The organism is Paramagnetospirillum sp., from assembly GCF_058402745.1.
Map to the genome: position 1 here is coordinate 273,236 of NZ_JBZVFI010000012.1, position 18,733 is coordinate 291,968.

Sequence of the window (18,733 nt, forward strand, 5' to 3'; positions counted from 1 at the left end):
ATGGGTGCTGCGATGGGACAACGATACAATCAGCTCAGTCTGGATGAGCGGTGCGAGATTTACCGTCTGCATGCAGACGGTAAATCTCGGCGAGCCATTGCCCGGGCCTTGGGCCGGGCGGCGTCAACAATCAGCCGAGAGCTGGAGCGCAACAGTGGCGCCCAAGTCGGCTACAAGGTGGATTGGGCGATGATCCAGGCCCGCGCCCGGCGGCGGCGCAAGCTTTACAAACTGGAGCGCTCGAGCGCGCTCAGGAAACTGACCTTGGACGGCCTTGCGATGGGATGGTCCCCGGAGCAGATCGCCGGGCGGCTCGAGCTTGAGCAAGGTAGGCCGGTGATCAGCCACGAGTCAATTTACCGCTACATCTACTGGCGCGTGAACAGCCACAAGGACTATCTGCACCGGCTGCTGCCGCGCGCCAAGTTTCAGCGTGGCTGGCGTGGCCGCAAGGGCGGCAGCTCGGTGCATTTCATTCCCCAGCGAGTGCCGGTAGCCGAGCGTCCCGCCGAGGTCGCCGACCGGCGCCAGACCGGCCACTGGGAAGCCGATCTGATGCTGTTCTCCCGCTATCGCCAAGCCGTCCTGGTGGCGCACGAACGTAGCTCGCGCCTGCTTCTGCTCCGGCATCACCTCAGCAAAGCCGCCGAGCCAATCGCCGACAGCCTGACCGCCATGCTGCGGCGATTTCCTGCCGAGCAGCGCCGCACCATCACCTTCGATAACGGCTCTGAATTCGCGGCCCATCGCCGCCTGAAGACAAGGCTTCGCATGAAAACCTATTTCTGCGATCCCCATAGCCCCTGGCAGAAGGGCGGCGTCGAGAACGCCATCGGGCGAATGCGGCGGGGACTGCCGCGAAAAACAGATCTCGCGGCAGTTTCCCAGGCCGATCTGGACGACCTGGCCATGGACTACAACCTCACCCCGCGAAAGTGCCTCGGATATCGAACTCCGCTTGAGGCTTTCCTCGGAAAAGCCATCGATCTCGGTGTTGCACTTGAAATGTGAGTCCATCGATCGGCCAGGGTCGCCGTTTTGGCGGAGAGGGTGTTTGAGTCCGGCCAATCCGGGTCGGGAATGCCATAGGCGACGGCGCGGCCGACGCGGAATTCGTAGAGGTGATAGTTTTCCCAGCCCATGGCGATCTGGATGACAAGGTGCAGATCCGCCAGACGCATGGTGAGTGGCACTTCGATCCGCCGGATCACGGGCAGGTCCATGTCATCGAGTTGGATCTTGAGGCGGGCAATCTCGGTCATGGTGCGATGTTCCAGGGCAGCAGGGCGGCGATGCGGTTTACCGGGTGGTCGGCAATCCGCGTCAGAACATCGCGCAGATAGGCCTCCGGGTCGAGGCCGTTGAGCTTGGCGGTCTCGGTCAGAGTGTAGATGGCGGCGGCGCGGTCGCCGCCGGCATCGGAGCCGGCGAACAACCAGTTTTTTCGGCCCAGTGCCAGCGGGCGCATCGCCCGTTCGGCGGCGTTGTTGCTGATCTCCAGGTGGCCATCGTCGAGATAGCGGGTGAGCGCTGACCAGCGCGAGCGGGCATAGCGGATGGCGGCGGCCAACTCGCTTTTGCCGGAGATGCGGGTCAGGCTGGCGTCGAGGTAGCCTGCCAGATCTCCCATGATGGGACAGGCCTCGACCTGTCGGATGGCGCGACGCTGGTCGGGTGGGATGCCGACAATGGCGCGCTCGACGGCGAACAGGCGACCGATACGTTCCAGCGCCTCCGCGGCGATCGGTGCCGTGGTGGCGACATGGACATCGTGGAATTTGCGGCGTACATGCGCCCAGCAGGCGACCTCCGTCACTGGCGGTGGTTTGCCCTCCTTGGCCAGGTACAACTCGCCGAAGCCGGCATAGCCATCGGCATGGAGGTGGCCACGGAAACCGGCGAGATGCTTCTGTGGACGCTCGCCCTTGCGGTCTGGACTGTAGCGGTAGGCCACGGCGGGTGGAGCCGGTCCATCCCAGGGCCGCTCGTCGCGCAGATACGCCCATAATCGGCCGGTTTTGGTCTTGCCGATCCCCGGCGCCAGCACGGGCACCGGCGTGTCGTCACCATGGATCTGGCCGCCGGCCATGGCATGGGCCTCGGCCGCGTCCACCAGGGGACGGACCAGGGTGGCGGCCTTGCCGACCCACTCGGCCAGGAGTCCACGGTCGAGATCGACGCCATCGCGGGCATAGATCCCCGATTGGCGGTAGAGCGGCAGGTGATCGCAGTATTTAGACACCAGCACATGGGCCAGCAAGGCGGCGGAGGGCAGACCGCGCTCGATCGGCATCGAGGGCATCGGCGCCTGGACCATGCCCTCGCAGGCTCGGCAGGAATAGGCGGGCCGGATGTGGCGGATCACCTGAAAGCGGCCGGGGACGTAATCGAGGATCTCGGTGACGTCTTCGCCGACCTTGCGCATCGCTCCGCCGCAGGAAGGGCAGGTACAGGCGCTATCGTGGACCACCTCGGTGCGCGGCAGGTGTGGCGGCAGCGGCCGCCGGGCACGATTGCGCTTCGGCGCGGGGCCGTCGCTCGCACCGTCCTCGGCTGGCGCCAAGGCGGCGGCGGCACTCGATTCGACCTCCTCCAGCATCAGCTCCAACTGATCGGCGGCGCGGCTGATTTTCTCCGACGAGCGGCCGAACTGCATCCGGCGCAAACGGGCCAGCTCGATCCGCAGCTTCTCCACCTCCAGCGTCTTGCTCATCAGGCCGGCCTGGGCGGCGGCCAACGCATCCGCCTGGGTGGCGATGATGGCCTGTAGCGCGACGATATCGGTGGGCAGGGCGTCTGGAACCATGCCGTCGATTCTACCGTCAGAAGCAGATTCCGACCAGCGCCAGCCCCTCATTTTGTGAGGATTCCCGCCGGGTGTGGCGGGAATGACTCACCCCGCCGATTGCGGCTTCCAGGTGCGGATCGGCATCCTCCAGTCGATCCCCTCCAGCAGCATGCCGAGTTGCGCCGGAGTCAGCCCGACGATGCCGTCCGCCGGCGACGGCCAGACGAAGCGGCCCTTCTCCAGACGCTTGGAAAATAGGCAAAGACCTTGGCCGTCCCACCACAACACCTTGATCAGATCGCCCCGCCGCCCCCGGAACACGAAGACCTGGCCGCCGAAGGGATCGCGAGACAGCTTCGCCTGCACCAGCATCGCCAGCCCGTCAAAACCTTTGCGCATGTCGGTGTGCCCGGAAGCCAACCACACCCGCGTCGACGTCGGCGGCACGATCATCCCAGCGCCGCCAGTACCCGGCGTAACGGCTCGGTCGCCACCTCCGGCCCCACCCGGACCATCACGCCAGTGGGCAGCACGATTTCAATCCGCCCGCTATCGTCCGGCACCACAGCCGGGGGCTCCGAAACCGCGATCGCCAGAAAACCACCATCAGCGATCCCAGTAGCGGCCGCCAGCAACTCCGTAACCGTCCTCTGACGGCTGCCTTGTGCGGCGGGGCGAGTTGAGGCCAAGTGCCAAGCATTATGGTGACTTTAATGCGTGGCACGATGACCCAGGTCGAGGTGATCACGTCGGTTCAGCGCCGTCGGCGTTGGAGTGCGGCGGACAAGCAGCAGATGGTGGCGGAGTCGGCGATGCCGGGCCGGACAGTGTCCAGCGTGGCCCGGCGCCATGGGATCGCGCCACAGCAGTTGTTCACTTGGCGGCGGGAGTTGCTGGCGGCCGCTACTGGGATCGCTGATGGTGGTTTTCTGGCGATCGCGGTTTCGGAGCCCCCGGCTGTGGTGCCGGACGATAGCGGGCGGATTGAAATCGTGCTGCCCACTGGCGTGATGGTCCGGGTGGGGCCGGAGGTGGCGACCGAGCCGTTACGCCGGGTACTGGCGGCGCTGGGATGATCGTGCCGCCGACGTCGACGCGGGTGTGGTTGGCTTCCGGGCACACCGACATGCGCAAAGGTTTTGACGGGCTGGCGATGCTGGTGCAGGCGAAGCTGTCTCGCGATCCCTTCGGCGGCCAGGTCTTCGTGTTCCGGGGGCGGCGGGGCGATCTGATCAAGGTGTTGTGGTGGGACGGCCAAGGTCTTTGCCTATTTTCCAAGCGTCTGGAGAAGGGCCGCTTCGTCTGGCCGTCGCCGGCGGACGGCATCGTCGGGCTGACTCCGGCGCAACTCGGCATGCTGCTGGAGGGGATCGACTGGAGGATGCCGATCCGCACCTGGAAGCCGCAATCGGCGGGGTGAGTCATTCCCGCCACACCCGGCGGGAATCCTCACAAAATGAGGGGCTGGCGCTGGTCGGAATCTGCTTCTGACGGTAGAATCGACGGCATGGTTCCAGACGCCCTGCCCACCGATATCGTCGCGCTACAGGCCATCATCGCCACCCAGGCGGATGCGTTGGCCGCCGCCCAGGCCGGCCTGATGAGCAAGACGCTGGAGGTGGAGAAGCTGCGGATCGAGCTGGCCCGTTTGCGCCGGATGCAGTTCGGCCGCTCGTCGGAGAAAATCAGCCGCGCCGCCGATCAGTTGGAGCTGATGCTGGAGGAGGTCGAATCGAGTGCCGCCGCCGCCTTGGCGCCAGCCGAGGACGGTGCGAGCGACGGCCCCGCGCCGAAGCGCAATCGTGCCCGGCGGCCGCTGCCGCCACACCTGCCGCGCACCGAGGTGGTCCACGATAGCGCCTGTACCTGCCCTTCCTGCGGCGGAGCGATGCGCAAGGTCGGCGAAGACGTCACCGAGATCCTCGATTACGTCCCCGGCCGCTTTCAGGTGATCCGCCACATCCGGCCCGCCTATTCCTGCCGAGCCTGCGAGGGCATGGTCCAGGCGCCGATGCCCTCGATGCCGATCGAGCGCGGTCTGCCCTCCGCCGCCTTGCTGGCCCATGTGCTGGTGTCTAAATACTGCGATCACCTGCCGCTCTACCGCCAATCGGGGATCTATGCCCGCGATGGCGTCGATCTCGACCGTGGACTCCTGGCCGAGTGGGTCGGCAAGGCCGCCACCCTGGTCCGTCCCCTGGTGGACGCGGCCGAGGCCCATGCCATGGCCGGCGGCCAGATCCATGGTGACGACACGCCGGTGCCCGTGCTGGCGCCGGGGATCGGCAAGACCAAAACCGGCCGATTATGGGCGTATCTGCGCGACGAGCGGCCCTGGGATGGACCGGCTCCACCCGCCGTGGCCTACCGCTACAGTCCAGACCGCAAGGGCGAGCGTCCACAGAAGCATCTCGCCGGTTTCCGTGGCCACCTCCATGCCGATGGCTATGCCGGCTTCGGCGAGTTGTACCTGGCCAAGGAGGGCAAACCACCGCCAGTGACGGAGGTCGCCTGCTGGGCGCATGTACGCCGCAAATTCCACGATGTCCATGTCGCCACCACGGCACCGATCGCCGCGGAGGCGCTGGAACGTATCGGTCGCCTGTTCGCCGTCGAGCGCGCCATTGTCGGCATCCCACCCGACCAGCGTCGCGCCATCCGACAGGTCGAGGCCTGTCCCATCATGGGAGATCTGGCAGGCTACCTCGACGCCAGCCTGACCCGCATCTCCGGCAAAAGCGAGTTGGCCGCCGCCATCCGCTATGCCCGCTCGCGCTGGTCAGCGCTCACCCGCTATCTCGACGATGGCCACCTGGAGATCAGCAACAACGCCGCCGAACGGGCGATGCGCCCGCTGGCACTGGGCCGAAAAAACTGGTTGTTCGCCGGCTCCGATGCCGGCGGCGACCGCGCCGCCGCCATCTACACTCTGACCGAGACCGCCAAGCTCAACGGCCTCGACCCGGAGGCCTATCTGCGCGATGTTCTGACGCGGATTGCCGACCACCCGGTAAACCGCATCGCCGCCCTGCTGCCCTGGAACATCGCACCATGACCGAGATTGCCCGCCTCAAGATCCAACTCGATGACATGGACCTGCCCGTGATCCGGCGGATCGAAGTGCCACTCACCATGCGTCTGGCGGATCTGCACCTTGTCATCCAGATCGCCATGGGCTGGGAAAACTATCACCTCTACGAATTCCGCGTCGGCCGCGCCGTCGCCTATGGCATTCCCGACCCGGATTGGCCGGACTCAAACACCCTCTCCGCCAAAACGGCGACCCTGGCCGATCTCCTCCTCCACCTCAAACGGAACAAAACATTCCAATACGTTTACGATTTCGGCGACGATTGGATGCATACGGTGAAACTCGAAGCTCTCGCCGAAGCCGATCCCGAGGTCAGCTATCCCCGCTTGCTGGACGCCCAAGGCGCCTGCCCGCCAGAAGACTGCGGCGGGCCCTGGGGCTACGCCCATTACCTCGAAGTCATCGCCGATCCCGACCATGAAGACCATGACAACATGATCGAATGGCGCGGCCCCGGATTTGATCCATCGACCATCGACGAAGCCGCTATCCGCAAGGAATTCACCAAGTTTGCCAATCGGCGTAAGCGGAAACCCAAGGCAACGCCGTAGCCGTCAGAGGACGGTTACGCAACTCCCGCCGCCAAGTGAACAACTGCTGTGGCGCGATCCCATGGCGCCGGGCCACGCTGGACACTGTCCGGCCCGGCATCGCCGACTCCGCCACCATCTGCTGCTTGTCCGCCGCACTCCAACGCCGACGGCGCTGAACCGACGTGATCACCTCGACCTGGGTCATCGTGCCACGCATTAAAGTCACCATAATGCTTGGCACTTGGCCTCAACTCGCCCCGCCGCACAAGGCAGCCGTCAGAGGACGGTTACCCTTATGGTAATTTTTTGCATTTTTCAAATGGATGAGTTAGGAAATTTCATTACGCTGTAATTCGTCACATTTAAAACGGTTCAAGCCAAACCGTCAAAATGTGGGTAATTGGAAGCGTCACCGGAGGGGTACGAAGAATCTCAGAGCAAGGGCCGCTCAAATAGATGGCCGTTACGAGGGGGATACGCTTATTCTGAACTCGGCTTAAATCCCGCCGTTAATAGGTTGTTCCGATAGGTCAGATGCCGATCAAACAACTCACTGATTTCATGAAAAAATTCGTTCGATGCACTCGCGGTTAAGGTCGCATCTAAACTGTCCAATTGATCAACATAAACCCAGAACCGTTGCCAATGCGAGTGGTCATGTTGACCATCAAAAAATCTCATTACATGCTTACAGCTGCACTCTAAATTAACCATCAACTTCTCTCGAATAGCACGACCTCCCATGGCAGAGCCTTCAATAACATACCGCATCCCAATATAATCATTTAGTGTTAATGGGGCCTTTCGGTCCCATTGGGGGACACTTGGCGTAACAAGATCACTAACTCTTCCAAGTTCTTCAATATCTGACATCAAAAGATCACTGCGACGCGGGACATCAGTTTCCGGCACAAACTCCAAGAGCGCCCGTTCAGTTGGGGCGTGTAACGTATAAAGAGCAACTAAAATATCTCCATATACACGACACGTAAGCCCTTCTTGAATCAGATGCCGCATCAATGGATGATGGTCTATCCGGCATAGCGCATCAAGCTGATCCATGTCGCGGGCGTGGCCATGAGCCGATGCGCCATCGTCAGTGAGTTAACGTCGCAGATGATGCAGGATCGGCTTGAATGCGCGGTCGCTCTGGATGCGGGCGTCACCGTTTTTGTCAAGAAACCCGTCTCACTTCGCTCACTTTCCGCCGGAATTGCGTAACCGTCCTCTGACGGCTACGGCGTTGCCTTGGGTTTCCGCTTACGCCGATTGGCAAACTTGGTGAATTCCTTGCGGATAGCGGCTTCGTCGATGGTCGATGGATCAAATCCGGGGCCGCGCCATTCGATCATGTTGTCATGGTCTTCATGGTCGGGATCGGCGATGACTTCGAGGTAATGGGCGTAGCCCCAGGGCCCGCCGCAGTCTTCTGGCGGGCAGGCGCCTTGGGCGTCCAGCAAGCGGGGATAGCTGACCTCGGGATCGGCTTCGGCGAGAGCTTCGAGTTTCACCGTATGCATCCAATCGTCGCCGAAATCGTAAACGTATTGGAATGTTTTGTTCCGTTTGAGGTGGAGGAGGAGATCGGCCAGGGTCGCCGTTTTGGCGGAGAGGGTGTTTGAGTCCGGCCAATCCGGGTCGGGAATGCCATAGGCGACGGCGCGGCCGACGCGGAATTCGTAGAGGTGATAGTTTTCCCAGCCCATGGCGATCTGGATGACAAGGTGCAGATCCGCCAGACGCATGGTGAGTGGCACTTCGATCCGCCGGATCACGGGCAGGTCCATGTCATCGAGTTGGATCTTGAGGCGGGCAATCTCGGTCATGGTGCGATGTTCCAGGGCAGCAGGGCGGCGATGCGGTTTACCGGGTGGTCGGCAATCCGCGTCAGAACATCGCGCAGATAGGCCTCCGGGTCGAGGCCGTTGAGCTTGGCGGTCTCGGTCAGAGTGTAGATGGCGGCGGCGCGGTCGCCGCCGGCATCGGAGCCGGCGAACAACCAGTTTTTTCGGCCCAGTGCCAGCGGGCGCATCGCCCGTTCGGCGGCGTTGTTGCTGATCTCCAGGTGGCCATCGTCGAGATAGCGGGTGAGCGCTGACCAGCGCGAGCGGGCATAGCGGATGGCGGCGGCCAACTCGCTTTTGCCGGAGATGCGGGTCAGGCTGGCGTCGAGGTAGCCTGCCAGATCTCCCATGATGGGACAGGCCTCGACCTGTCGGATGGCGCGACGCTGGTCGGGTGGGATGCCGACAATGGCGCGCTCGACGGCGAACAGGCGACCGATACGTTCCAGCGCCTCCGCGGCGATCGGTGCCGTGGTGGCGACATGGACATCGTGGAATTTGCGGCGTACATGCGCCCAGCAGGCGACCTCCGTCACTGGCGGTGGTTTGCCCTCCTTGGCCAGGTACAACTCGCCGAAGCCGGCATAGCCATCGGCATGGAGGTGGCCACGGAAACCGGCGAGATGCTTCTGTGGACGCTCGCCCTTGCGGTCTGGACTGTAGCGGTAGGCCACGGCGGGTGGAGCCGGTCCATCCCAGGGCCGCTCGTCGCGCAGATACGCCCATAATCGGCCGGTTTTGGTCTTGCCGATCCCCGGCGCCAGCACGGGCACCGGCGTGTCGTCACCATGGATCTGGCCGCCGGCCATGGCATGGGCCTCGGCCGCGTCCACCAGGGGACGGACCAGGGTGGCGGCCTTGCCGACCCACTCGGCCAGGAGTCCACGGTCGAGATCGACGCCATCGCGGGCATAGATCCCCGATTGGCGGTAGAGCGGCAGGTGATCGCAGTATTTAGACACCAGCACATGGGCCAGCAAGGCGGCGGAGGGCAGACCGCGCTCGATCGGCATCGAGGGCATCGGCGCCTGGACCATGCCCTCGCAGGCTCGGCAGGAATAGGCGGGCCGGATGTGGCGGATCACCTGAAAGCGGCCGGGGACGTAATCGAGGATCTCGGTGACGTCTTCGCCGACCTTGCGCATCGCTCCGCCGCAGGAAGGGCAGGTACAGGCGCTATCGTGGACCACCTCGGTGCGCGGCAGGTGTGGCGGCAGCGGCCGCCGGGCACGATTGCGCTTCGGCGCGGGGCCGTCGCTCGCACCGTCCTCGGCTGGCGCCAAGGCGGCGGCGGCACTCGATTCGACCTCCTCCAGCATCAGCTCCAACTGATCGGCGGCGCGGCTGATTTTCTCCGACGAGCGGCCGAACTGCATCCGGCGCAAACGGGCCAGCTCGATCCGCAGCTTCTCCACCTCCAGCGTCTTGCTCATCAGGCCGGCCTGGGCGGCGGCCAACGCATCCGCCTGGGTGGCGATGATGGCCTGTAGCGCGACGATATCGGTGGGCAGGGCGTCTGGAACCATGCCGTCGATTCTACCGTCAGAAGCAGATTCCGACCAGCGCCAGCCCCTCATTTTGTGAGGATTCCCGCCGGGTGTGGCGGGAATGACTCACCCCGCCGATTGCGGCTTCCAGGTGCGGATCGGCATCCTCCAGTCGATCCCCTCCAGCAGCATGCCGAGTTGCGCCGGAGTCAGCCCGACGATGCCGTCCGCCGGCGACGGCCAGACGAAGCGGCCCTTCTCCAGACGCTTGGAAAATAGGCAAAGACCTTGGCCGTCCCACCACAACACCTTGATCAGATCGCCCCGCCGCCCCCGGAACACGAAGACCTGGCCGCCGAAGGGATCGCGAGACAGCTTCGCCTGCACCAGCATCGCCAGCCCGTCAAAACCTTTGCGCATGTCGGTGTGCCCGGAAGCCAACCACACCCGCGTCGACGTCGGCGGCACGATCATCCCAGCGCCGCCAGTACCCGGCGTAACGGCTCGGTCGCCACCTCCGGCCCCACCCGGACCATCACGCCAGTGGGCAGCACGATTTCAATCCGCCCGCTATCGTCCGGCACCACAGCCGGGGGCTCCGAAACCGCGATCGCCAGAAAACCACCATCAGCGATCCCAGTAGCGGCCGCCAGCAACTCCCGCCGCCAAGTGAACAACTGCTGTGGCGCGATCCCATGGCGCCGGGCCACGCTGGACACTGTCCGGCCCGGCATCGCCGACTCCGCCACCATCTGCTGCTTGTCCGCCGCACTCCAACGCCGACGGCGCTGAACCGACGTGATCACCTCGACCTGGGTCATCGTGCCACGCATTAAAGTCACCATAATGCTTGGCACTTGGCCTCAACTCGCCCCGCCGCACAAGGCAGCCGTCAGAGGACGGTTACGGAATTGCTGGCGGCCGCTACTGGGATCGCTGATGGTGGTTTTCTGGCGATCGCGGTTTCGGAGCCCCCGGCTGTGGTGCCGGACGATAGCGGGCGGATTGAAATCGTGCTGCCCACTGGCGTGATGGTCCGGGTGGGGCCGGAGGTGGCGACCGAGCCGTTACGCCGGGTACTGGCGGCGCTGGGATGATCGTGCCGCCGACGTCGACGCGGGTGTGGTTGGCTTCCGGGCACACCGACATGCGCAAAGGTTTTGACGGGCTGGCGATGCTGGTGCAGGCGAAGCTGTCTCGCGATCCCTTCGGCGGCCAGGTCTTCGTGTTCCGGGGGCGGCGGGGCGATCTGATCAAGGTGTTGTGGTGGGACGGCCAAGGTCTTTGCCTATTTTCCAAGCGTCTGGAGAAGGGCCGCTTCGTCTGGCCGTCGCCGGCGGACGGCATCGTCGGGCTGACTCCGGCGCAACTCGGCATGCTGCTGGAGGGGATCGACTGGAGGATGCCGATCCGCACCTGGAAGCCGCAATCGGCGGGGTGAGTCATTCCCGCCACACCCGGCGGGAATCCTCACAAAATGAGGGGCTGGCGCTGGTCGGAATCTGCTTCTGACGGTAGAATCGACGGCATGGTTCCAGACGCCCTGCCCACCGATATCGTCGCGCTACAGGCCATCATCGCCACCCAGGCGGATGCGTTGGCCGCCGCCCAGGCCGGCCTGATGAGCAAGACGCTGGAGGTGGAGAAGCTGCGGATCGAGCTGGCCCGTTTGCGCCGGATGCAGTTCGGCCGCTCGTCGGAGAAAATCAGCCGCGCCGCCGATCAGTTGGAGCTGATGCTGGAGGAGGTCGAATCGAGTGCCGCCGCCGCCTTGGCGCCAGCCGAGGACGGTGCGAGCGACGGCCCCGCGCCGAAGCGCAATCGTGCCCGGCGGCCGCTGCCGCCACACCTGCCGCGCACCGAGGTGGTCCACGATAGCGCCTGTACCTGCCCTTCCTGCGGCGGAGCGATGCGCAAGGTCGGCGAAGACGTCACCGAGATCCTCGATTACGTCCCCGGCCGCTTTCAGGTGATCCGCCACATCCGGCCCGCCTATTCCTGCCGAGCCTGCGAGGGCATGGTCCAGGCGCCGATGCCCTCGATGCCGATCGAGCGCGGTCTGCCCTCCGCCGCCTTGCTGGCCCATGTGCTGGTGTCTAAATACTGCGATCACCTGCCGCTCTACCGCCAATCGGGGATCTATGCCCGCGATGGCGTCGATCTCGACCGTGGACTCCTGGCCGAGTGGGTCGGCAAGGCCGCCACCCTGGTCCGTCCCCTGGTGGACGCGGCCGAGGCCCATGCCATGGCCGGCGGCCAGATCCATGGTGACGACACGCCGGTGCCCGTGCTGGCGCCGGGGATCGGCAAGACCAAAACCGGCCGATTATGGGCGTATCTGCGCGACGAGCGGCCCTGGGATGGACCGGCTCCACCCGCCGTGGCCTACCGCTACAGTCCAGACCGCAAGGGCGAGCGTCCACAGAAGCATCTCGCCGGTTTCCGTGGCCACCTCCATGCCGATGGCTATGCCGGCTTCGGCGAGTTGTACCTGGCCAAGGAGGGCAAACCACCGCCAGTGACGGAGGTCGCCTGCTGGGCGCATGTACGCCGCAAATTCCACGATGTCCATGTCGCCACCACGGCACCGATCGCCGCGGAGGCGCTGGAACGTATCGGTCGCCTGTTCGCCGTCGAGCGCGCCATTGTCGGCATCCCACCCGACCAGCGTCGCGCCATCCGACAGGTCGAGGCCTGTCCCATCATGGGAGATCTGGCAGGCTACCTCGACGCCAGCCTGACCCGCATCTCCGGCAAAAGCGAGTTGGCCGCCGCCATCCGCTATGCCCGCTCGCGCTGGTCAGCGCTCACCCGCTATCTCGACGATGGCCACCTGGAGATCAGCAACAACGCCGCCGAACGGGCGATGCGCCCGCTGGCACTGGGCCGAAAAAACTGGTTGTTCGCCGGCTCCGATGCCGGCGGCGACCGCGCCGCCGCCATCTACACTCTGACCGAGACCGCCAAGCTCAACGGCCTCGACCCGGAGGCCTATCTGCGCGATGTTCTGACGCGGATTGCCGACCACCCGGTAAACCGCATCGCCGCCCTGCTGCCCTGGAACATCGCACCATGACCGAGATTGCCCGCCTCAAGATCCAACTCGATGACATGGACCTGCCCGTGATCCGGCGGATCGAAGTGCCACTCACCATGCGTCTGGCGGATCTGCACCTTGTCATCCAGATCGCCATGGGCTGGGAAAACTATCACCTCTACGAATTCCGCGTCGGCCGCGCCGTCGCCTATGGCATTCCCGACCCGGATTGGCCGGACTCAAACACCCTCTCCGCCAAAACGGCGACCCTGGCCGATCGATGGACTCACATTTCAAGTGCAACACCGAGATCGATGGCTTTTCCGAGGAAAGCCTCAAGCGGAGTTCGATATCCGAGGCACTTTCGCGGGGTGAGGTTGTAGTCCATGGCCAGGTCGTCCAGATCGGCCTGGGAAACTGCCGCGAGATCTGTTTTTCGCGGCAGTCCCCGCCGCATTCGCCCGATGGCGTTCTCGACGCCGCCCTTCTGCCAGGGGCTATGGGGATCGCAGAAATAGGTTTTCATGCGAAGCCTTGTCTTCAGGCGGCGATGGGCCGCGAATTCAGAGCCGTTATCGAAGGTGATGGTGCGGCGCTGCTCGGCAGGAAATCGCCGCAGCATGGCGGTCAGGCTGTCGGCGATTGGCTCGGCGGCTTTGCTGAGGTGATGCCGGAGCAGAAGCAGGCGCGAGCTACGTTCGTGCGCCACCAGGACGGCTTGGCGATAGCGGGAGAACAGCATCAGATCGGCTTCCCAGTGGCCGGTCTGGCGCCGGTCGGCGACCTCGGCGGGACGCTCGGCTACCGGCACTCGCTGGGGAATGAAATGCACCGAGCTGCCGCCCTTGCGGCCACGCCAGCCACGCTGAAACTTGGCGCGCGGCAGCAGCCGGTGCAGATAGTCCTTGTGGCTGTTCACGCGCCAGTAGATGTAGCGGTAAATTGACTCGTGGCTGATCACCGGCCTACCTTGCTCAAGCTCGAGCCGCCCGGCGATCTGCTCCGGGGACCATCCCATCGCAAGGCCGTCCAAGGTCAGTTTCCTGAGCGCGCTCGAGCGCTCCAGTTTGTAAAGCTTGCGCCGCCGCCGGGCGCGGGCCTGGATCATCGCCCAATCCACCTTGTAGCCGACTTGGGCGCCACTGTTGCGCTCCAGCTCTCGGCTGATTGTTGACGCCGCCCGGCCCAAGGCCCGGGCAATGGCTCGCCGAGATTTACCGTCTGCATGCAGACGGTAAATCTCGCACCGCTCATCCAGACTGAGCTGATTGTATCGTTGTCCCATCGCAGCACCCATTATAGCGGGTGTTGCACTTCGATCGTGAGCTTAGGATCTCCTCCTCCACCTCAAACGGAACAAAACATTCCAATACGTTTACGATTTCGGCGACGATTGGATGCATACGGTGAAACTCGAAGCTCTCGCCGAAGCCGATCCCGAGGTCAGCTATCCCCGCTTGCTGGACGCCCAAGGCGCCTGCCCGCCAGAAGACTGCGGCGGGCCCTGGGGCTACGCCCATTACCTCGAAGTCATCGCCGATCCCGACCATGAAGACCATGACAACATGATCGAATGGCGCGGCCCCGGATTTGATCCATCGACCATCGACGAAGCCGCTATCCGCAAGGAATTCACCAAGTTTGCCAATCGGCGTAAGCGGAAACCCAAGGCAACGCCGTAGCCGTCAGAGGACGGTTACCCATAAGGTATATGTCGCCTACCACTTTTGAGTGGGTGGAACAAAGGGTGCTTTGCCTGAAATTCACTGGTTCTTCGACGCCTCAAATGGATTTGAAGAGATCCCCGAGTGGGGCGGCGATCAGGTAGATCATGGTCGCGAAGGTTGTGGTATTGCGGTAGCCCCTGGCGCGAGCGCGTGCCGCCTGGAAGAGGCCGTTGAAGCCCTCCAGTCGGGCGTTGCTGTGGGTTGATGTCCAGCGTTCGAGGATGCGTTGGCGGTGGTGCTCGACGGTTCCCAACGCCTTGCGGACGGGATCGAGGATGGTGTTGTCGCCGATCACCTCGAGTGCATGGCGCAGAAAGTTGGTGATCCGCCAGCGGGCAGCCTGGACGGTGTCGGCCTTGCGCACCCAGCGGAGTTTCTCCTTGAGCCGCCATGCGATGGCGGTCAACAGGTCGGAGGCTTCCAGTTCGGCCAGAGCCTCTGCCTGTGCCTCGGTCATCTTGCCGTCGGCCTTCTTCAGGATGGCCCAGCGCAGCGCCTTGGGCAGCTTGTTGCTCCTGGCTTCGGCGCGTCGGACCTCGTCGAGGGCCTTGGTGAACAACTGGACCACATGGAACCAGTCCACGGTGACGGCGGCGTTGGGAAGGTTTCCCCGATGGCGGCGATGAAGGCGGGGCTCATGTCGCAGACCACCTCGACGACGCGGCCCGGCTGGCCGCCATGGTCCATCATGAACGCCTTGAACCCGGTGACGGTCTCCTTGCCCCGGCCGGGGGTGACGAAGACCACCGGCTTGTCCTTGCGGTCGAGATCGATGAACACGGTGACATAGGTATGGCCGCGCTTGGCGGCGGTTTCATCAAGGCCGACGGCGGCGAGCTTGGACAGGTCGAGGCGCTCCACCGCCTTGCGGACATAATGATGAACGATCCGCCATAGACGGTTGTCAGTGACCTCGATGATGCGAGCCGCCGCCAGCACCGGCATCCTCGCGGACCAGAACCAGCGCCACCTGCTCGAACAGCAGAGTGAACTGACTGCCTTCTCTCGCCCACGGCACGCCGATCCGAAGCACACCATGCTCCGGACAGTCGGTGCGCGGCACCTTGGCGGTGATGTGGCAATGGTGCTGGAAGAAGTTGAGGTGCCGCCAGGTGAACTCCGCGAAGTCGTGCGCCTTGCAGGCTCGGCCACACTGGGGACAGGCAAACATGGTGCCGCGATCGACCGCAATCTCCAGGTGCAGCACGTGCGGATGAACCGTCGTGTCCAGTCGCTGCTCGACCAGTTTCCACGGCGGGGAAACGCCCAGCCCCAAAGCCATGATCGTATTGGCGTCCACGTCGATCTCCTCTCCTCCCAGACCACCGCAGAGTGCCATCGTGCTCACGCCGGTCAAGGACGCGTCCCACGCCGCTGACGCGGTGGCCTGCGGCCATCCCTGACCACCGCTCCGCTCGATGGCCTGCCAGACGGCAGGTCGGGACGAGGGGATGGTCAGCGGATTAATCGAACAAGGGGATATTCAGCTACAGGTAGGCAGGGCGCTCACGCCGGAACCGGCGCAATTCCACTTCCAACGTCGAAGAGGCAATTCACTTGTCGACCAATTCAGTGGCGGCTTTCCGTGGCGTAGTAGTGGTAACGCGGATCATTTGTTGCCCCTATCATTTTGGATAGAGCGACGCGCCAGGCACCTCTGTGCCATTGAAATGGTATCCCGCGAACTACGGTAAGCAAATAGCGCCGATAATGATGATAATGCCTAATGCCTAAAATAATAACAGGGGGAGTACATGATCCGGCTTACTGATCTCAAGATTTCTGGAAAGATCACCCTCTCGTTCCTGTTTCCCGCCGCACTAATTTTTGGCTTGGCCGCCTATGTTATCAGTGACAAGGCGCGGGTGGTATCTGAGACAGCAGCCCTAGCGGCCATTGCACCGCTCACCGCAGACATCAGCGCCCTAGTGCACGAAGTGCAGAAGGAGCGCGGTACCTCGGCGGTGTTCATCGGGAGCAAGGGCGAAAAATTTCGCGACGAGCTAAAGGCACAGCGCAAGTTGACCGATGAGGCCCGTGCCAAGCTCGAACGCTCGGTGTCCAGCATCGACCTGACGGCGCTTGGACGCAGTTTTCCTCCCAAGGTTGAGGCTGCCGCCAAGCGCTATGAAGCTCTGGTCACTTCCCGCGATGCCATCGATGCGCTTTCCATTGACGCCCCGAACCTCGTTCGGCGACTTCACCGAGACTATTCGGTTGCAATTGGACGTAGTCAGCCAGATATCTCTCTTGTCGAGTGACATCTGGGTAGGACAGCATGGTTGGTGCCTACCTTAAGCTGATGGAAGGCAAGGAGAAGGCCGGGCAGGAGCGAGCAACCGCTGCTGGCGCCTTTGCTGCGGGAAAGTTTGGGCCCGACGTCTACCTGCGCTTTGTATCCATCGTGGCTGAGCAGAGGCAGTTCCTTACCGAATTCCAGGCCAGTGCTGCGCCTGAGCAGGTGGAATTTTATCGTTCGACCCTGGACAGCCCTGCTACTCAGACGGTGGATCGTATGCGCAAGATCGGCCTGGAGAGCACGGCCACCGGCAATGTGGGAGATGTCACAGGCCCCGCTGGTTTGCTGCCGCTACCGAACGGATCAACCTCCTTAAAACGGTCGAAGACCGTATGGCCGCCGATGTTCTTGCCCTGGCCTCGCGAGTTAGCTCAGACGCCCACGGCGTACTGGGAGCAACCATTTTCGGTGTGCTCGCGGCGGCGGCTGTGGCGCTGGCTGTGGCATGGGCTGTGGTGCGCCAGATGACATCGGCCATCGGCTCACTGGTGGGTACCATGGAGCGACTGTCAGCCAACGATTTTTCGGTGATTGTGGGCGGAACCGAACGGGGTGACGAAATGGGAGCTATCCTGACCCGGTTGCGGATGCGGCGATTCGCCCTGTCTATCGACGATTTTGGCACCGGCTATTCGTCATTGAAGCAACTTCAACACGGACCGTTTACCGAATTGAAGATCGATCAGTCCTTCATCGCCAAGGCGCTGGAAGAGGAAGGATCGCTGGCCATCGTCGAAAGTTCCGTCCAATTGGGACGCCGCATGGGGTTGAAGGTAGTGGCCGAAGGGATCGAAACCGAGCAGCAGATGGACCTGATCAGGCATCTTGGTTGCGACGAGGCCCAGGGCTACCTCCTTGGTCGGCCTGTCGCCGCCAATGATTTTCCCCGTTAACACCCATTCAAACAAAGGTCCAACTATGGAACAGACGGCACCGGAATGGTTTGACGGCAAGAAACTCGGGGTGGACTTCATCGACCAGGATCATGCCCAGATTGCGTCCATGATGGACTTCTTGGTGATCCGGTTGGCGGGGCCATCAACGGATGAAGGTATCAACGCGGTACTGTCCGAGTTGGCGGACTTCACCCGTGTCCATTTCGAGCGCGAAGAAGATGTGATGAAGCAAACCGACTACCCTGACAGGGAGGAACATGCGGCGGTTCACAGGGGGCTGATCCGGGTACTTTCTGAACTAATCGCACGTGTGAGACGAGAGGGCCATTCGAAGTTATCTGGGAGCGAGGTTCAATCCTTGAGAAACTGGGTTACCGGACACATCAAGATGGAAGACCAAAAACTCGCTGAATATCTGGCTCAACGATCTAACTTTGCCGTGCTAGTCATTGATTGATGTTGGATCTTCGGGGGGCTGCGACAGGTGATGCAGCCAGTGAGAAAGATCGGAAGACATAAGTGGAACGGGTGACCAGACTGGATACAAATTTCAATTGGCCCGTCAATAGGCTGTTGAAGTTGGAACCGTGAAATCCCGTATGGCCGTCCGACCGGTGCTCGGATCCACCATAACCACCCGTTTAATCTCGACGTTTTTCTGATGCAGGCGGCCGTACAAATAACCTGCCTGGACGATAAAATCGGAATTGACGAATTTCGCGCAACTGGGCCGAAGCTCGCGAATCGGCAGATAGATAACCGCGCTTCCGGAACTTTACTCCCCTGGAATTTTCCGTCACCGTCACCGTCTCTTCAAACACCTCATCCTGAGACCTCTTCCGGCGACGGTAATGATTGTATCCGTCTATCCCGGACCGTCGATCTTTTTGACGCAACCGGAGGCGTGGAAATAGATAACGAACGCTCCATATGTGTGTGGATGAGAGGTGGCCGGGTTTGTTCGGACAGATTTGGTCGTCGGCTAAGTGGATCTCCTGCGGTTTCTGTCGCGATATGCCGATGGGTGGCCT

General features: G+C 62.9%; 21 protein-coding genes and 3 pseudogenes. 13 read left to right on the plus strand and 11 right to left on the minus strand.

What is annotated here, in order from left to right:
- Nucleotides 1-1,011 (plus strand): IS30 family transposase, encoded by a 1,011-nt coding sequence (locus ACV4UZ_RS10800; protein ID WP_491599453.1) that lies wholly within the window; start codon nucleotides 1-3, stop codon nucleotides 1,009-1,011.
- Here the strand turns inward: ACV4UZ_RS10800 and ACV4UZ_RS10805 are convergent.
- The 3 genes from ACV4UZ_RS10805 to tnpB (ACV4UZ_RS10815) all read right to left on the minus strand — a co-directional run bounded on the left by ACV4UZ_RS10805 (nucleotide 915) and on the right by tnpB (ACV4UZ_RS10815) (nucleotide 3,241).
- Nucleotides 915-1,262 carry a plasmid pRiA4b ORF-3 family protein gene (locus ACV4UZ_RS10805; protein ID WP_491600849.1) on the minus strand — a complete coding sequence of 116 codons (348 nt, stop codon included), beginning with the start codon at nucleotides 1,260-1,262 and terminating at the stop codon, nucleotides 915-917. The two genes, ACV4UZ_RS10800 and ACV4UZ_RS10805, sit on opposite strands and share 97 nt — an antisense overlap.
- Nucleotides 1,259-2,806: an IS66 family transposase gene (tnpC, locus tag ACV4UZ_RS10810; RefSeq protein WP_491600542.1), complete on the minus strand. Its 1,548-nt coding sequence runs from the start codon at nucleotides 2,804-2,806 to the stop codon at nucleotides 1,259-1,261. Before tnpC (ACV4UZ_RS10810) ends, ACV4UZ_RS10805 begins: the two co-directional genes overlap by 4 nt.
- A gap of 87 nt (nucleotides 2,807-2,893) precedes the next feature.
- A complete protein-coding gene (tnpB, locus tag ACV4UZ_RS10815; protein ID WP_043744949.1) occupies nucleotides 2,894-3,241 on the minus strand; it encodes an IS66 family insertion sequence element accessory protein TnpB in 348 nt (115 codons plus the stop codon).
- A gap of 272 nt (nucleotides 3,242-3,513) precedes the next feature.
- Here tnpB (ACV4UZ_RS10815) and tnpA (ACV4UZ_RS10820) point away from each other — a divergent pair, with 272 nt between their 5' ends.
- The 4 genes from tnpA (ACV4UZ_RS10820) to ACV4UZ_RS10835 all read left to right on the plus strand — a co-directional run bounded on the left by tnpA (ACV4UZ_RS10820) (nucleotide 3,514) and on the right by ACV4UZ_RS10835 (nucleotide 6,430).
- Nucleotides 3,514-3,864 carry an IS66-like element accessory protein TnpA gene (gene tnpA, locus ACV4UZ_RS10820; RefSeq protein ID WP_158303983.1) on the plus strand — a complete coding sequence of 117 codons (351 nt, stop codon included), beginning with the start codon at nucleotides 3,514-3,516 and terminating at the stop codon, nucleotides 3,862-3,864.
- A complete protein-coding gene (gene tnpB / locus ACV4UZ_RS10825) occupies nucleotides 3,861-4,208 on the plus strand; it encodes an IS66 family insertion sequence element accessory protein TnpB (protein WP_043744949.1) in 348 nt (115 codons plus the stop codon). The genes tnpA (ACV4UZ_RS10820) and tnpB (ACV4UZ_RS10825) overlap by 4 nt, the downstream gene beginning before the upstream one ends.
- An 87-nt stretch (nucleotides 4,209-4,295) precedes the next feature.
- Nucleotides 4,296-5,843, plus strand: coding sequence for an IS66 family transposase (tnpC, locus tag ACV4UZ_RS10830; RefSeq protein WP_491600542.1), 1,548 nt, complete (start codon nucleotides 4,296-4,298; stop codon nucleotides 5,841-5,843).
- The gene (locus tag ACV4UZ_RS10835) at nucleotides 5,840-6,430 is read left to right on the plus strand and encodes a plasmid pRiA4b ORF-3 family protein (RefSeq protein ID WP_011385681.1); all 591 of its coding nucleotides are present in this window, start codon (nucleotides 5,840-5,842) and stop codon (nucleotides 6,428-6,430) included. The genes tnpC (ACV4UZ_RS10830) and ACV4UZ_RS10835 overlap by 4 nt, the downstream gene beginning before the upstream one ends.
- Here the strand turns inward: ACV4UZ_RS10835 and ACV4UZ_RS10840 are convergent.
- The 6 genes from ACV4UZ_RS10840 to tnpA (ACV4UZ_RS10865) all read right to left on the minus strand — a co-directional run bounded on the left by ACV4UZ_RS10840 (nucleotide 6,381) and on the right by tnpA (ACV4UZ_RS10865) (nucleotide 10,564).
- Nucleotides 6,381-6,641 carry a transposase gene (locus ACV4UZ_RS10840; RefSeq protein ID WP_491600850.1) on the minus strand — a complete coding sequence of 87 codons (261 nt, stop codon included), beginning with the start codon at nucleotides 6,639-6,641 and terminating at the stop codon, nucleotides 6,381-6,383. The genes ACV4UZ_RS10835 and ACV4UZ_RS10840 overlap by 50 nt on opposite strands.
- Nucleotides 6,642-6,892: 251 nt before the next feature.
- Nucleotides 6,893-7,429 (minus strand): biliverdin-producing heme oxygenase, encoded by a 537-nt coding sequence (locus tag ACV4UZ_RS10845; protein ID WP_491600851.1) that lies wholly within the window; start codon nucleotides 7,427-7,429, stop codon nucleotides 6,893-6,895.
- Between the two features lie 218 nt (nucleotides 7,430-7,647).
- Nucleotides 7,648-8,238 carry a plasmid pRiA4b ORF-3 family protein gene (locus tag ACV4UZ_RS10850; protein ID WP_011385681.1) on the minus strand — a complete coding sequence of 197 codons (591 nt, stop codon included), beginning with the start codon at nucleotides 8,236-8,238 and terminating at the stop codon, nucleotides 7,648-7,650.
- Nucleotides 8,235-9,782, minus strand: coding sequence for an IS66 family transposase (gene tnpC, locus ACV4UZ_RS10855; RefSeq protein ID WP_491600542.1), 1,548 nt, complete (start codon nucleotides 9,780-9,782; stop codon nucleotides 8,235-8,237). The genes ACV4UZ_RS10850 and tnpC (ACV4UZ_RS10855) overlap by 4 nt, the downstream gene beginning before the upstream one ends.
- An 87-nt stretch (nucleotides 9,783-9,869) precedes the next feature.
- Nucleotides 9,870-10,217, minus strand: a complete 348-nt coding sequence (tnpB, locus tag ACV4UZ_RS10860; RefSeq protein ID WP_043744949.1) for an IS66 family insertion sequence element accessory protein TnpB — start codon at nucleotides 10,215-10,217, stop codon at nucleotides 9,870-9,872.
- The gene (tnpA, locus tag ACV4UZ_RS10865; RefSeq protein WP_158303983.1) at nucleotides 10,214-10,564 is read right to left on the minus strand and encodes an IS66-like element accessory protein TnpA; all 351 of its coding nucleotides are present in this window, start codon (nucleotides 10,562-10,564) and stop codon (nucleotides 10,214-10,216) included. The genes tnpB (ACV4UZ_RS10860) and tnpA (ACV4UZ_RS10865) overlap by 4 nt, the downstream gene beginning before the upstream one ends.
- Before the next feature lie 272 nt (nucleotides 10,565-10,836).
- Here tnpA (ACV4UZ_RS10865) and tnpB (ACV4UZ_RS10870) point away from each other — a divergent pair, with 272 nt between their 5' ends.
- The 3 genes from tnpB (ACV4UZ_RS10870) to ACV4UZ_RS10880 all read left to right on the plus strand — a co-directional run bounded on the left by tnpB (ACV4UZ_RS10870) (nucleotide 10,837) and on the right by ACV4UZ_RS10880 (nucleotide 13,163).
- Nucleotides 10,837-11,184, plus strand: coding sequence for an IS66 family insertion sequence element accessory protein TnpB (gene tnpB / locus ACV4UZ_RS10870; RefSeq protein ID WP_043744949.1), 348 nt, complete (start codon nucleotides 10,837-10,839; stop codon nucleotides 11,182-11,184).
- Between the two features lie 87 nt (nucleotides 11,185-11,271).
- Nucleotides 11,272-12,819: an IS66 family transposase gene (gene tnpC / locus ACV4UZ_RS10875; RefSeq protein WP_491600542.1), complete on the plus strand. Its 1,548-nt coding sequence runs from the start codon at nucleotides 11,272-11,274 to the stop codon at nucleotides 12,817-12,819.
- Entirely contained in the window at nucleotides 12,816-13,163 is a 348-nt protein-coding gene (locus ACV4UZ_RS10880; RefSeq protein WP_491600849.1) for a plasmid pRiA4b ORF-3 family protein, read from the plus strand. Before tnpC (ACV4UZ_RS10875) ends, ACV4UZ_RS10880 begins: the two co-directional genes overlap by 4 nt.
- On the opposite strand, the gene ACV4UZ_RS10885 is transcribed toward ACV4UZ_RS10880, so the two are convergent.
- The gene (locus ACV4UZ_RS10885) at nucleotides 13,067-14,077 is read right to left on the minus strand and encodes an IS30 family transposase (protein ID WP_491599453.1); all 1,011 of its coding nucleotides are present in this window, start codon (nucleotides 14,075-14,077) and stop codon (nucleotides 13,067-13,069) included. The two genes, ACV4UZ_RS10880 and ACV4UZ_RS10885, sit on opposite strands and share 97 nt — an antisense overlap.
- A gap of 64 nt (nucleotides 14,078-14,141) precedes the next feature.
- On the opposite strand from ACV4UZ_RS10885, the pseudogene ACV4UZ_RS10890 reads away from it, so the two are divergent.
- Nucleotides 14,142-14,462: pseudogene (locus ACV4UZ_RS10890) on the plus strand (plasmid pRiA4b ORF-3 family protein); the annotation flags it as partial.
- 100 nt (nucleotides 14,463-14,562) lie between these two features.
- Here the strand turns inward: ACV4UZ_RS10890 and ACV4UZ_RS10895 are convergent.
- Nucleotides 14,563-15,807 (minus strand): annotated as a pseudogene (locus ACV4UZ_RS10895) (ISL3 family transposase).
- A 454-nt stretch (nucleotides 15,808-16,261) separates the two neighbouring features.
- On the opposite strand from ACV4UZ_RS10895, the gene ACV4UZ_RS10900 reads away from it, so the two are divergent.
- The 4 genes and pseudogenes from ACV4UZ_RS10900 (at nucleotide 16,262) to ACV4UZ_RS10915 (ending at nucleotide 18,159) form a co-directional block, all read left to right on the plus strand.
- Nucleotides 16,262-16,768 (plus strand): nitrate- and nitrite sensing domain-containing protein, encoded by a 507-nt coding sequence (locus ACV4UZ_RS10900; RefSeq protein ID WP_491600852.1) that lies wholly within the window; start codon nucleotides 16,262-16,264, stop codon nucleotides 16,766-16,768.
- A gap of 41 nt (nucleotides 16,769-16,809) precedes the next feature.
- Nucleotides 16,810-16,986: pseudogene (locus ACV4UZ_RS10905) on the plus strand (nitrate- and nitrite sensing domain-containing protein); the annotation flags it as partial.
- 152 nt (nucleotides 16,987-17,138) lie between these two features.
- A complete protein-coding gene (locus ACV4UZ_RS10910; protein WP_491600853.1) occupies nucleotides 17,139-17,699 on the plus strand; it encodes an EAL domain-containing protein in 561 nt (186 codons plus the stop codon).
- Nucleotides 17,662-18,159 (plus strand): bacteriohemerythrin, encoded by a 498-nt coding sequence (locus tag ACV4UZ_RS10915; RefSeq protein ID WP_491600854.1) that lies wholly within the window; start codon nucleotides 17,662-17,664, stop codon nucleotides 18,157-18,159. Before ACV4UZ_RS10910 ends, ACV4UZ_RS10915 begins: the two co-directional genes overlap by 38 nt.
- Nucleotides 18,160-18,733 lie beyond the last annotated feature (574 nt).

Bases quoted from the DNA above. Each gene is read 5' to 3' on its own strand.
- tnpA (WP_158303983.1), top strand. From the start codon at position 3,514: ATGACCCAGGTCGAGGTGATCACGTCGGTTCAGCGCCGTCGGCGTTGG.
- tnpC (WP_491600542.1), top strand. From the start codon at position 4,296: ATGGTTCCAGACGCCCTGCCCACCGATATCGTCGCGCTACAGGCCATC.
- tnpB (WP_043744949.1), bottom strand. From the start codon at position 3,241: ATGATCGTGCCGCCGACGTCGACGCGGGTGTGGTTGGCTTCCGGGCAC.
- tnpB (WP_043744949.1), bottom strand. From the start codon at position 10,217: ATGATCGTGCCGCCGACGTCGACGCGGGTGTGGTTGGCTTCCGGGCAC.
- ACV4UZ_RS10900 (WP_491600852.1), top strand. From the start codon at position 16,262: ATGATCCGGCTTACTGATCTCAAGATTTCTGGAAAGATCACCCTCTCG.
- tnpC (WP_491600542.1), bottom strand. From the start codon at position 9,782: ATGGTTCCAGACGCCCTGCCCACCGATATCGTCGCGCTACAGGCCATC.
- tnpA (WP_158303983.1), bottom strand. From the start codon at position 10,564: ATGACCCAGGTCGAGGTGATCACGTCGGTTCAGCGCCGTCGGCGTTGG.
- ACV4UZ_RS10835 (WP_011385681.1), top strand. From the start codon at position 5,840: ATGACCGAGATTGCCCGCCTCAAGATCCAACTCGATGACATGGACCTG.
- ACV4UZ_RS10800 (WP_491599453.1), top strand. From the start codon at position 1: ATGGGTGCTGCGATGGGACAACGATACAATCAGCTCAGTCTGGATGAG.
- tnpC (WP_491600542.1), top strand. From the start codon at position 11,272: ATGGTTCCAGACGCCCTGCCCACCGATATCGTCGCGCTACAGGCCATC.
- ACV4UZ_RS10885 (WP_491599453.1), bottom strand. From the start codon at position 14,077: ATGGGTGCTGCGATGGGACAACGATACAATCAGCTCAGTCTGGATGAG.
- ACV4UZ_RS10805 (WP_491600849.1), bottom strand. From the start codon at position 1,262: ATGACCGAGATTGCCCGCCTCAAGATCCAACTCGATGACATGGACCTG.
- tnpB (WP_043744949.1), top strand. From the start codon at position 3,861: ATGATCGTGCCGCCGACGTCGACGCGGGTGTGGTTGGCTTCCGGGCAC.
- ACV4UZ_RS10840 (WP_491600850.1), bottom strand. From the start codon at position 6,641: ATGGTGACTTTAATGCGTGGCACGATGACCCAGGTCGAGGTGATCACG.
- ACV4UZ_RS10910 (WP_491600853.1), top strand. From the start codon at position 17,139: ATGGCCGCCGATGTTCTTGCCCTGGCCTCGCGAGTTAGCTCAGACGCC.
- tnpB (WP_043744949.1), top strand. From the start codon at position 10,837: ATGATCGTGCCGCCGACGTCGACGCGGGTGTGGTTGGCTTCCGGGCAC.
- ACV4UZ_RS10845 (WP_491600851.1), bottom strand. From the start codon at position 7,429: ATGCGGCATCTGATTCAAGAAGGGCTTACGTGTCGTGTATATGGAGAT.
- tnpC (WP_491600542.1), bottom strand. From the start codon at position 2,806: ATGGTTCCAGACGCCCTGCCCACCGATATCGTCGCGCTACAGGCCATC.
- ACV4UZ_RS10850 (WP_011385681.1), bottom strand. From the start codon at position 8,238: ATGACCGAGATTGCCCGCCTCAAGATCCAACTCGATGACATGGACCTG.
- ACV4UZ_RS10880 (WP_491600849.1), top strand. From the start codon at position 12,816: ATGACCGAGATTGCCCGCCTCAAGATCCAACTCGATGACATGGACCTG.